11 protein-coding genes are annotated in these 11601 nt (G+C 71.2%); 5 read left to right on the top strand and 6 right to left on the bottom strand.

Going from position 1 to position 11601, the window contains the following annotated elements:
* Positions 1–26: 26 nt before the first annotated feature.
* The 3 genes from HA039_RS13015 to HA039_RS13005 all read right to left on the bottom strand — a co-directional run bounded on the left by HA039_RS13015 (position 27) and on the right by HA039_RS13005 (position 3246).
* The gene (locus HA039_RS13015; RefSeq protein WP_167028437.1) at positions 27–800 is read right to left on the bottom strand and encodes an SDR family NAD(P)-dependent oxidoreductase; all 774 of its coding nucleotides are present in this window, start codon (positions 798–800) and stop codon (positions 27–29) included.
* A gap of 22 nt (positions 801–822) precedes the next feature.
* Positions 823–2337: a multicopper oxidase family protein gene (locus HA039_RS13010; protein ID WP_167028434.1), complete on the bottom strand. Its 1515-nt coding sequence runs from the start codon at positions 2335–2337 to the stop codon at positions 823–825.
* 138 nt (positions 2338–2475) lie between these two features.
* A complete protein-coding gene (locus HA039_RS13005) occupies positions 2476–3246 on the bottom strand; it encodes an MOSC domain-containing protein (RefSeq protein WP_167028430.1) in 771 nt (256 codons plus the stop codon).
* An 80-nt stretch (positions 3247–3326) separates the two neighbouring features.
* Between HA039_RS13005 and HA039_RS13000 the strand changes: the two genes are divergently transcribed.
* Entirely contained in the window at positions 3327–4223 is an 897-nt protein-coding gene (locus HA039_RS13000; protein ID WP_167028428.1) for a LysR family transcriptional regulator, read from the top strand.
* A 75-nt stretch (positions 4224–4298) separates the two neighbouring features.
* On the opposite strand, the gene HA039_RS12995 is transcribed toward HA039_RS13000, so the two are convergent.
* On the bottom strand, positions 4299–4685 hold the full coding sequence (locus HA039_RS12995) for a WhiB family transcriptional regulator (RefSeq protein ID WP_243869406.1): 387 nt from the start codon (positions 4683–4685) through the stop codon (positions 4299–4301).
* Between the two features lie 395 nt (positions 4686–5080).
* Between HA039_RS12995 and HA039_RS12990 the strand changes: the two genes are divergently transcribed.
* The 4 genes from HA039_RS12990 to HA039_RS12975 all read left to right on the top strand — a co-directional run bounded on the left by HA039_RS12990 (position 5081) and on the right by HA039_RS12975 (position 9475).
* Complete coding sequence (locus HA039_RS12990) at positions 5081–5692, top strand: response regulator transcription factor (RefSeq protein ID WP_003948568.1); 612 nt, start codon at positions 5081–5083, stop codon at positions 5690–5692.
* Positions 5693–5969: 277 nt separating this feature from the next.
* Complete coding sequence (locus tag HA039_RS12985; protein ID WP_161307647.1) at positions 5970–6545, top strand: sigma-70 family RNA polymerase sigma factor; 576 nt, start codon at positions 5970–5972, stop codon at positions 6543–6545.
* Between the two features lie 199 nt (positions 6546–6744).
* Positions 6745–8247, top strand: coding sequence for an IMP dehydrogenase (gene guaB, locus HA039_RS12980; protein WP_167028425.1), 1503 nt, complete (start codon positions 6745–6747; stop codon positions 8245–8247).
* Positions 8248–8350: 103 nt separating this feature from the next.
* A complete protein-coding gene (locus tag HA039_RS12975; protein ID WP_167028422.1) occupies positions 8351–9475 on the top strand; it encodes a GuaB3 family IMP dehydrogenase-related protein in 1125 nt (374 codons plus the stop codon).
* Between the two features lie 109 nt (positions 9476–9584).
* Here the strand turns inward: HA039_RS12975 and HA039_RS12970 are convergent, their stop codons facing one another.
* Together HA039_RS12970 and HA039_RS12965 are read right to left on the bottom strand one after the other, a co-directional pair.
* Positions 9585–10070 (bottom strand): hypothetical protein, encoded by a 486-nt coding sequence (locus HA039_RS12970; protein WP_167028419.1) that lies wholly within the window; start codon positions 10068–10070, stop codon positions 9585–9587.
* A gap of 92 nt (positions 10071–10162) precedes the next feature.
* Positions 10163–11425, bottom strand: coding sequence for a nucleotide sugar dehydrogenase (locus HA039_RS12965; protein WP_167028416.1), 1263 nt, complete (start codon positions 11423–11425; stop codon positions 10163–10165).
* Positions 11426–11601: the final 176 nt, after the last annotated feature.

The raw sequence follows: 11601 nt of genomic DNA, 5'->3' as shown, positions 1-11601 counted from the left end.
GGCGGGGTGCGCCGCCGTGGCGCCCGCTACTGCGGGCCGTACTTGCGCCCCGTCTTCGACGTGAGGCCGCTCAGCAGCCCGCGCGGAGCCAGCTTCACCCCCGCCATCAGGGCCTTGTACCGCGGGTCGGGGATGGACACGGCCCTGCCGCGGGCCAGGTCCCCCAGCGCGGCGGCCACCAGTTTGTCCGCGTCGAGCCACATCCAGTCGGGGATCCGCTCGGTCCCCAGCCCGGCCCGCTCGTGGAACTCGGTCCGTACGAAGCCGGGGCACAGTGCCATCACCCGTACCCCCGACCCCACCAGCTCCCGGGCCAGCCCCTGGCTGAACTGCACGACCCAGGCCTTCGACGCGCCGTACGTCCCCCGGGGCACGAACGCCGCCACCGACGCCACGTTGACCACCGCGCCCCGGCCGCGCGCCCTCATCCCGGTGACCGCCGCCGACGTCAGCCGCAGCACCGCCTCGACATGCACCTTCAGCATGACGAGTTCGTCGGCCATGGGGACCTCCAGGAACGGCCCCTTGTTGGCGAACCCCGCGTTGTTCACGAGGAGGTCGACCGGCTGCGTGGGCTTCGACAGCCGCCGCTCGACCGCCTCGATCCCGTCCTCGGTGGAGAGGTCCGCGCTCAGCACCTCCGCCTCGATGCCGTGCCGGTCGTGCAGTTCGGTGGCGTGTTCGCGCAGACGGTCCACGTCGCGCGCCACCAGCACCAGGTTGTGTCCGTCCGCCGCCAGCCGCCGCGCGAAGGCGGCACCGATCCCCGCCGTCGCGCCCGTAATCAAAGCAGTCGTCATAGGCGGCACGTTAGCGCCTGTGTCAGTGACCCCGATGGGCGTGTTCCATGGGTGGACGGCCCGCCTTCTGTCCCTTCTCCACGACCACGAACTGCCCCATCATTCCCTGGTCCTCGTGGAGGAGGAGATGGCAGTGGAACATGTACGGCGCGTTCGGGTCGGCCGGTCCGGTGAAGCGCATCGCCAGCTTCACCGTGGTGCCGTTCGGGACGAACACCGTGTCCTTCGCCCCGCGCAGCGCCGGCCCCGGCGGCCGGCCGTTCACGCTGAGGACCCTGAACTGCACGCCGTGGACATGGAAGTTGTGCGGCATCCCGTTGGTGTTCCGTACCGTCCAGGTCTCCGTCGTGCCGCGCGTGACCGTCTCGTCGATCCGGCCCATCGCCATCTTCCGCCCGTTGATCCCGGAGAGCTTGAGGTCGAAGAAGCGCCCGCGCACCGCGTCCTTGCCGTCCGGCACCTCCAGCTTGCCGAGGGTCGCGGGCAGCGCGGGCGAGGGGCGCAGCCGGGACGCGGCCCGCAGTTCCAGGATGTCGAAGGTGTCGTCGCCGCCGTTGAAGCGCTGGTTGAAGAAGTCCATGCCGACGTCGAGCGGGTAACTGCGCAGGACCGTCCGCTCGCCGGGGCGCACGCGCACCACGATCTCGGCCCGTTCGCCCGGCGACAGCTGGACGCGGTCCATGCGGGCGGGCCGCTCCACGAGCCCGCCGTCGGTGCCGACGAGCGAGAACGCCCGGCTGTCGTCGAAGCCGAAGTTGTACGTCCGGGCCGTCGACGCGTTGAGCAGCCGCAGCCGTACCTGTTCGTCCCCCACCACGCGGTACGGGTCGAGCGTCCCGTTCACCATCGTCCGGTCGCCGAGGAACCCGACGCTCTGGGCCACGCCGTGTCCGTGGTCGAAGCGGGCCCCGTCGAACTTCACGTCCTGCACGATGACCGGCAGGTCGTCCACGCCGTAGCGCTGGGGCAGCGCCAGGGCGCGGGACCTGGCGTCGTCGAGGAGGAACATCCCGGCCAGGCCCCGCTGGACGTGGTCCTCGGTCTCGCCGTGCGGGTGCGGGTGGTACCAGAGCGTCGCGGCCGGCTGGGCGATCGTCCACCGCGGTGACCAGGTCTTCCCCGGCGCGATCATCCGGTGCGGACCCCCGTCCATCCGGGCCGGCAGGTCCATCCCGTGCCAGTGCACGTTGGAGGGGACGCCCAGCGCGTTCCTGACCCGGACCTGGACCTTCTCGCCGCGCTCGGCCCGCAGGGTCGGACCGAGGTAGCTCCCGTTGAAGCCCCAGGTGGGTGTCTCCTGGCCGTCCTTGAACTCCGTCGTGCCCGCCCGCATCCGCAGGTCGAACACCCGGGTGCCGTCGGCGGCGACGGTGGACCTCGCGAGCGGGGGAACCACCAACTGGTTGCGGAAGCCGCCGCGTCCGACCGTGGACACCTTGGCGCTGGAGTAGAACCACGCGGCGCCACCGCCGAGCGCCAGGGCGAGGACAAACGCGACGGACGTGAGAATGATGAGAACACGCTTGAGACCGGACATGCGACGAGAGTCCCGGCGGGCGCGGCGCCGGGCCATCGGGGGCCACCCTCAAGCGCCCCCGAGGGGACCCGTATCCCTCTCAGGGGCATCCCCTAGGCATCAGGTATACCGAGGCGAACGCGCTCAACAAGCCGCAGGTCAGGGCTGGTTGGCGAGAGCCGGGTCCGCCGCCCCGGGGGCCTGCCCGGCCTCTTCCGCGCTCGCGCGCGCGGGCGTCCCCCCGACCGCGGGGCGACCGATCCTCCCGTATTTCTCGACGTACTCTCCAGCGATCCTCAACTTCTCCGCGTGCAGCGCCTCGCCGGCGACGAGGAGCCGCGGCAGCAGCTCCCGCTCCAGGGTCACGGCCCGGAACGCCAGCGTGACCGTCACGTCGTGCGCCGGACGGTGCACGATCTCGACCGGGTCGCCCGCCCGGATCTCGCCCGGGGTGATCACCCGCAGATAGGCGCCCGTGACGGCCCGGTGCGTGAAGCGCTTCATCCACCCCTCCTTGCCGAGCCAGCCCTGGAACGTGCGGCACGGGATGCGGCCGCTCGTCGCCTCCAGCACCAGATCGGGGCCGATCCGCCAGCGCTCGCCGATCAGCGCGTTCCTGATGTCGACCCCCGACGTGGTCAGGTTCTCCCCGAACACCCCGTTGGCCAGCGGGCGCCCCAGCTCCCCCTCCCAGAAGTCCAGGTCCTCCCGCGCGAACGCGTACACCGCCTGGTCCGAGCCGCCGTGATGGCGCAGGTCGCAGACCGTGTCACCGCCGACCCCGCTCCCGCCCACCCCCTTCGGTCCCGGGTCCGCCACCCACACGGGACCCTCCACCGGCTGCTTGTCGATGCCCGTGACCCCACCCGCCGCCGCGTCGGTGTACGGCATGCGCCTGGGTCGCCCCGCGTTCACGGTCAGAAGCTTCATGACGGCAAGCTAACCGGATCCGCCTCAAAGGTTCTACCCCTCGACCGCCGCGAACCCCAAGCATGTCTTATAGTCGCCACATGATCGAGGCCCGTCATCTCCGCGTGCTGCGCACCGTGGCCGCCACCGGTTCCTACTCGGCGGCCGCGCGGGCACTGGGATGCACCCAGCCGGCGGTCAGCCAGCAGATGAAGGCGCTCGAAGCGTCGGCGGGCACTCCGCTCATCGTCCGGTCGGGGCGTGAGATGCGCCTCACCCAGGCCGGCGACGTCCTCGTCCGGCACGCCACGGGCATCCTCGCCGGGCTCACCGCCGCCGAGGAGGAGATCGCGGCGATCGTCGGGCTGCGGGCCGGCCGGGTCAGGCTCGCGTCCTTCCCCAGCGGCAGTTCCACCCTCGTCCCCACCGCGCTGGCCGCGCTGCGCGCCGCCCACCCCGGCACCCGCGTCTCGCTCGTGGAGGCGGAGCCGCCCCGGTCGGCGGCCCTGCTCAGGGACGGCGAGTGCGAGGTGGCGCTCGCGTTCCGGTACGGCGGGTCCGCGGCGGAGGCGGAGTGGGACGGCCTCGTCGTGAGACCGCTGCTGGTGGACCGGCTCGTCGGCCTGGTCCCGGAGGGTCACCCGCTGGCGGACGCCGCCTCGGCCGGGCTCGGCGACCTGGCGGGCGAGCCGTGGATCGCGGGCTGCCCGCGCTGCCGGGAGCAGCTGGTCGACGCCTGCGCGCGGGCCGGGTTCACGCCCAGGATCGACTTCGCCACCGACGACCACCCGGCCGTGATCGGCCTGGTCGCGGCGGGTCTGGGCGTGGCCGTGCTGCCGGAGCTGGCGCTGCGGTCCGTCCGTACGGAGGGGGTCAGGACGCTCGCGCTGGAGCCGTCCGTCGAGCGGGAGGTCGTGGCGCTGACGCTGCCGGACCTCGCGCGGGTGCCGGCCGTCGCCGCGACGCTCGACCAGTTGGTCCTGGCGGCGGCACGCTGAGACCCGCGGCCGGGGCGGGCCCTGCGGGTTCCGGCCGGGACGCAGGAACGTTTCTTCGGTATCCGGGCGCGACGCTCAGTCGTCGGCGTGGCGGTCGTGCCGCTCGTGGTGGTCGTGGTCCTCATCGTGCTGGCGGTCGTGGCCGTTCGTGCCGTGGGAGCTCGACGACGCCGAGACGAGCCGGGTGCGCGCCCGCCCCATCAGCTCCTCGCGCTCGTCCTCCGTCAGGCCGCCCCACACGCCGTACGGCTCCCGCACCGCCAGCGCGTGCGCCGCGCACTCCGCGCGGACCGGGCACCGCATGCACACCTCTTTCGCCGAGTTCTCGCGCGCGCTCCGCGCCGCACCCCTTTCCCCCTCCGGGTGGAAGAAGAGCGAGCTGTCGACGCCACGACAAGCCGCGAGGAGCTGCCAGTCCCACAGATCTGCGTTCGGTCCGGGAAGGCGGGAGAAATCTGCCATTGCTCATGTCCCCTTGAAACCGTACTGAAGCGGATACGGGCCGATCTTCCGATCTCATCACGACCGTACATCTACTATCTAAGTAGATGTAAATATGACTCATGGTGAATCTAGCGTCAGACACCGTCAAAAGTGAAGAAAAGCCGCTAAATGGGGCATAGCTCGGGATGGGTGGCAGGTGGCCGGGGCCGCTCTGTTGCGTACGCGGGCCCTCACGGGGAGTGTCGAAGTCGATCGTCCGACCCGTAACTCTTTCGAGTGACCGTCGTTGAATGTGCGAGGCGGTTGAGAGAACGAGCGATCGGGCACATGTCCGAGAGCGTCAATCGCACAGGTGACGATATGTACTCAGCCTGGAGGCCCAAGGTGACGCGCATCAGCTGCGGAGGACGGTCATGACATCCGTCCTCGTCTGCGACGACTCCCCGCTTGCCCGAGAGGCGCTCCGCCGCGCGGTCGCGACCGTGCCCGGCGTCGAGCGCGTGACGACGGCGGCCAACGGCGAGGAAGTCCTCCGCCGCTGGGGCGCCGATCGGTCGGACCTGATCCTGATGGATGTCCGGATGCCCGGCCTGGGCGGTGTCGAGACGGTCCGCCGGCTCCTGTCCGCCGATCCGGGCGCCCGGATCATCATGCTCACGGTCGCGGAAGACCTGGACGGGGTGGCGCTCGCGGTCGCCGCCGGCGCCCGGGGCTACCTGCACAAGGACGCCTCACGCGCGGAGTTGCGCGCGACGGTCACGCAGGCGCTCGCGGACCCGACCTGGCGCCTCGCCCCGCGCCGGCTCCGCTCGGCCGAGATGGGCGCCGCGCCCACGCTCACCGCCCGCGAGATCCAGGTGCTCGAAGGCATGAGCCACGGCCGGTCCAACGCGGAGATCGGGCGTGAGCTGTTCCTCTCCGAGGACACGGTCAAGACCCACGCGCGCCGGCTCTTCAAGAAGCTCGGCGCCTCGGACCGCGCCCACGCGGTCGCCCTCGGCTTCCGCTGGGGCCTGGTGCGCTGAGGCAGTCCCCAGCGGGTGCCGCCCCGCTCGCGGACAGGGGCCCTTACGGGCGACAAGACCTGTGCGAGCGGGGCGGCTTCCCCTGGGGGACTGCCGTACGCCACCGTTTCCCGCGCCATGCCGCATCCTTGAAGATGTGGAGTTCCTCGGGGACGAGTCGGACGAGCGCGAGGGGAGGGCGCAGGGGATGAGTTCTGCCGCACCCGCTCATAACGCTTCGGTGCACAACTACGGACGCGGTGCCACTGATCAGGAGCCGTCAAGGCACCATGGACCGATGCGCGATGACGAGACCACGGTGATCGGTGCGCTCGTTCATCGTGCTGTCGACGGCGACGAGCAGGCCACGCACGATCTCCTGGCCCGCGTCCACCCGCTCGCGCTGCGCTACTGCCGGACGCGGCTGAGCCGGCTGCCGGGTGACGCGCGTCATTTCACCGAAGACCTCGCGCAGGAAGTCTGCGTCGCGGTCCTGATGGCCCTGCCGCGCTACCGCGACACCGGCCGCCCCTTCGAGGCGTTCGTCTTCGCGATCGCCGGGCACAAGGTCGCCGATCTCCAGCGCGCCGCCATGCGGCACCCGGGATCCACGGCCGTCCCGTCCGACGAGATGCCGGAACGCCCCGACGATTCGCTCGGGCCCGAGGAGCGGGCGCTGCTCAGCAGTGACGCCGAATGGGCCAAGAAGCTCCTGGCCAACCTGCCGGAGAACCAGCGCGAACTGCTCGTGCTGCGGGTCGCGGTCGGCCTGACCGCCGAGGAGACCGGGCAGATGCTCGGCATGTCCCCGGGCGCGGTCAGAGTCGCCCAGCACCGGGCCCTCAGCAGACTGCGCGCCCTGGCCGAACAGTGAGCCGACCAGTGAGCCGCACCGTGAGAAGGACCGCGAGTGGGCGATCCGGCCACCTCCCGGACCGGGAAGTGGTCGTCGCCGGTCATCGGAGCCGTACGAACATACAAAGCCGATCAGTGACCTTGACCGTGGAATGAGACGCTCGCGCGGCCCGTTAGCATGGACATCCGCACCGATCAAGCCATCTGGGGAAGGTGTCATGACTGCATACGTCGACGGAGTGCCTGAGAAATTCGCGACGCTCGGGCTGACATACGACGACGTGCTGCTGCTGCCGGGCGCCTCGGAGGTCCTGCCGAACCAGGTGGACACCTCGTCCCTCGTCTCCCGCAACGTCCGCGTGAACATCCCGCTGCTCTCCGCCGCGATGGACAAGGTCACCGAGGCCCGCATGGCGATCGCCATGGCACGGCAGGGTGGCGTGGGCGTGCTGCACCGCAACCTCTCCATCGCCGACCAGGCCAACCAGGTCGACCTGGTCAAGCGCTCCGAGTCCGGCATGGTCACCGACCCGATCACGGTGCACCCCGACGCGACGCTGGCCGAGGCCGACCAGCTCTGCGCCAAGTTCCGTATCAGCGGGGTCCCGGTCACCGACCGCGCGGGCAAGCTGCTCGGCATCGTCACCAACCGTGACATGGCCTTCGAGTCGGACCGCGGCCGCCAGGTGCGCGAGGTCATGACCCCCATGCCGCTCGTCACCGGCAAGGTCGGCATCTCCGGCGTGGACGCCATGCACCTGCTGCGGCGCCACAAGATCGAGAAGCTGCCGCTGGTCGACGACGCGGGCATCCTCAAGGGCCTCATCACGGTCAAGGACTTCGTCAAGGCGGAGAAGTACCCGAACGCGGCGAAGGACGGCGAGGGCCGGCTCCTCGTCGGCGCCGCCGTCGGCGCCAGCCCCGAGGCGCTGGAGCGGTCCCAGGCGCTGGTCGCCGCCGGGGTCGACTTCCTGGTCGTGGACACCTCGCACGGCCACAACAGCAACGCGCTGAGCTGGATGTCCAAGATCAAGTCGAGCGTCCCGGTGGACGTCATCGGCGGGAACGTCGCCACCCGCGACGGCGCGCAGGCGCTGATCGACGCGGGGGTGGACGGCGTGAAGGTCGGCGTGGGCCCCGGTTCGATCTGCACGACCCGCGTGGTCGCCGGTATCGGCGTCCCGCAGGTCACGGCGATCTACGAGGCCGCGGTGGTCTGCCGCGCGGCCGGCATCCCGGTCATCGGCGACGGCGGCCTCCAGTACTCGGGCGACATCGGCAAGGCGCTGGCCGCCGGTGCCTCCACGGTGATGCTGGGCAGCCTCCTCGCGGGCTGCGAGGAGTCGCCGGGCGAGCTCCAGTTCATCAACGGCAAGCAGTTCAAGTCGTACCGGGGCATGGGTTCGCTCGGCGCGATGCAGTCGCGCGGCCAGGCCCGTTCGTACTCGAAGGACCGCTACTTCCAGGGCGAGGTGTCCTCGGACGACAAGCTGGTGCCCGAGGGCATCGAGGGCCAGGTGCCGTTCCGCGGCCCGCTCGGCGCCGTGCTGCACCAGCTGATCGGCGGACTGCGCCAGACCATGGGGTACGTGGGGGCCGCCTCCATCGACGAGATGGAGCACAAGGGCCGGTTCGTCCGGATCACCGCGGCGGGCCTCAAGGAGAGCCACCCGCACGACATCCAGATGACCGTCGAGGCGCCGAACTACAACCAGCACTGATCGTTCAGCGTGTCCCTGAGGGGCGGGTCCGGTAGCGGACCCGCCCCTCACGGGTGCGTCGGGGATACTGGACCGGCAGACGTAGAGGGAAAGGCCACACATCGTGACTGAGATCGAGATCGGGCGCGGCAAGCGCGGCCGCAGGGCGTACGCGTTCGACGACATCGCCGTCGTCCCGAGCCGGCGCACCCGGGACCCGAAGGAGGTCTCGATCGCCTGGCAGATCGACGCCTACCGGTTCGAGCTGCCGTTCCTGGCCGCTCCGATGGACTCCATCGTCTCCCCGGCGACGGCGATCCGCATCGGTGAGATGGGCGGCCTGGGGGTGCTCAACCTCGAAGGCCTGTGGACCCGTTACGAGGACCCGCAGCCGCTGCTCGACGAGATCGCCGGTCTGGAGGAGGCGACCGCCAACCGCCGGCTCCAGGAGATCTACGCCGAGCCGATCAAGGAAGAGCTGATCGGCCGCCGTATCAAGGAGGTGCGCGACTCCGGGGTGGTCACGGCGGCCGCGCTCTCCCCGCAGCGCACCGCGCAGTTCTCCAAGGCCGTGGTGGACGCCGGGGTCGACATCTTCGTCATCCGCGGGACGACGGTCTCCGCCGAGCACGTCTCGGGGGCGGCCGAGCCGCTGAACCTGAAGCAGTTCATCTACGAGCTGGACGTCCCGGTCATCGTCGGCGGCTGCGCCACGTACACGGCGGCGCTGCACCTGATGCGTACGGGCGCGGCGGGGGTGCTCGTCGGCTTCGGCGGCGGCGCCGCGCACACGACCCGTAACGTGCTGGGCATCCAGGTCCCGATGGCGACGGCCGTGGCGGACGTCGCGGCGGCGCGGCGGGACTACATGGACGAGTCCGGCGGGCGGTACGTGCACGTCATCGCGGACGGCGGGGTCGGCTGGTCCGGCGACCTGCCGAAGGCGATCGCGTGCGGCGCGGACTCGGTGATGATCGGCTCGCCGCTGGCGCGCGCGTCGGACGCGCCGGGCAAGGGGCACCACTGGGGCATGGAGGCCGTCCACGAGGACGTGCCGCGCGGCAAGCTGGTGGACCTGGGGATCGTCGGGAGCACGGAGGAGGTCCTGACGGGCCCCTCGCACAGCCCGGACGGGTCGATGAACTTCTTCGGCGCGCTGAAGCGTGCGATGGCGACGACGGGCTACAGCGAACTCAAGGAGTTCCAGCGCGTCGAGGTAGCGGTGGGCGACTCCCAGCACCGCCGCTGAGGCGTCGCGCGTCGCGCCGGGGTCGTACGACTGCGCGAAGGGGCTTGCCCGGACCGGGCTGTCGGTCCGGGCAAGCCCCTTTTCCGGCCGTACGGTCGCCGGTACGTCCTTAGGAAGCGGCCTTCTTGGCGCCCGAGAACGCCGCGAAGGCGGCGATCGCGAAGAACAGGAAGCTCATGGGGTCCGCGTCCTCCTTCCACGCCTCGGTCAGCAGGCCGAAGTGGTCGAGCAGGACTTCCGTCGTGCCGACGCCGACCTCCTTACCGATGAGGATCGCGAGGCCGAAGAGCTGGCCGACGTAGACGGCACCCAGCGACAGCGCCGCGGCGGCGGCGGGCAGCGCCGGGTTGGGCCCGCCGACCTTGCCGGCAGCGAGACCGACGAGGTAGCCGACGCCGATGGCGAGGAAGCCGATCTCGCGCTCGATGGCCCCGACGATTCCCCCGTAGACCCCGGCTGCGACGAGTGCGGCGCCCAGGGCGGCCGCGAGGCCGAGGCCCACGTTGTTCCGCGCGGGCGGCGGCGGGACGAACGGCGCCGGCGGGACGGCGCCCTCGGCGAACGGATTGCCGGGTGGCGGAACGGGCTGGCTCATGATGCGAATCCCCCCAGGGAAGTGTCGTGCGCATGACCTGCGCACAATGGCCCTGGACAGTAGCAGCCAGGTCCGACACGCCCCCGCCCTTTTCAGAGTCGGTACGCCGCGCCCGCCGGGCTTGCTCCTCGGGTGTCCAGGAGTAGTTGGGCCTTTACCGCGAGGCCCTGGAGGTCGTAGGTGCGGTGGTTCTGGAGGAGGACCGTCAGGTCCGCGTTGGCCGCCGCCTCGTAGAGGGAGTCCGCGCGGGGGACGGGGACGTCGCGGACGCGCCAGTCGGGGACGTACGGGTCGTGGTAGCTGACCACCGCGCCCAGGTCCGTCAGGCGGCAGGCGATCTCGGTGGCCGGGGAGCTCTCCTGGTCGGCCAGGTCCGGCTTGTAGGTGACGCCCAGCAGCAGCACGCGCGCGCCGCGCGCGGACTTGCCGTGCTCGTTGAGGAGGGTGGCGCAGCGCTGGATGACGTACTGCGGCATCCGCGTGTTGATCTCCTGGGCCAGGCCCACCATCCGCAGGGGGTGCCCGGGGGTGCGGCCCGCGTGCGGGAGGTAGCTGGGGTCCATCGGCTCGCCGTGGCCGCCGACGCCGGGGCCCGGGCGGAACGCCTGGAAGCCGAAGGGCTTGGTCTCGGCGCAGCGGATGACGTCCCAGAGGTCGACGCCGAGGTCGTGGCAGAGCACCGCCATCTCGTTGACGAGGGCGATGTTGACGTGCCGGAAGTTCGTTTCCAGGAGTTTGACGGTCTCGGCCTCGCGCGGCCCGCGGGCCCGGACGACCTTGTCGGTGAGGCGTCCGTAGAAGGCGGCGGCCGATTCGGTGCAGGCGGGGGTGAGGCCGCCGATGACCTTGGGCGTGTTGGCGTAGCCGTGGGTGCGGTTGCCCGGGTCGATCCGGCCGGGGGAGTACGCGAGGTGGAAGTCGCGTCCGGCCCTGAGCCCCGAGCCCTCCTCCAGGACGGCGCGCAGGAAGCCCTCGGTCGTGCCGGGCGCGGCGGGCGATTCGAGCAGGACGGTGGTGTTGGGGCGCAGCCGGGGCGCCAGGGCGCGGGCCGCGTCGCCGATGGCGGTGAGGTCGGGGGTGCGGTCCGCCCCGAGGGGGGTGGGCGCGCAGATCACGGCGGTACGGACCCGGCCCAGCTCGGTCGGGTTGGTCGTCGGCCGGAAGCCCCCCGAGAGCATCCGGCGGATGTCGGAGGCGCTGAGCGAGCCCTCGACCGGGGGGTGGCCGGCCGCGAGCCGTGCGACGGGGGTGGAGTCGGTGTCGTAGCCGATGGTGTCGATCCCGGCGGCTACGGCGGCCTGGGCGAGGGGCAGGCCGAGATGGCCGAGTCCGATGACGGCGAGATCTGCGGGCATGGCGGTGGCCGCCCTTCCCTTAACCGGAGTGGACAGTGAACGCAAGCCGTGTGGACAGAACGAGCAAGCGCACTGTCAGACTAGGCGTAAATATGACCGATATGCGGCATTGCGGGGCCCGGGAGTGCCGGGTTTTCCGCTGAGTCGTGTGGCCGTCGGCCGGCGTTGTCCACAGG

This window comes from Streptomyces liangshanensis, assembly GCF_011694815.1.
GTDB lineage: Bacteria > Actinomycetota > Actinomycetes > Streptomycetales > Streptomycetaceae > Streptomyces > Streptomyces liangshanensis.
Note: the sequence above shows the minus strand (reverse complement) of the source record. Positions and strands in the feature narration are given on the sequence as shown.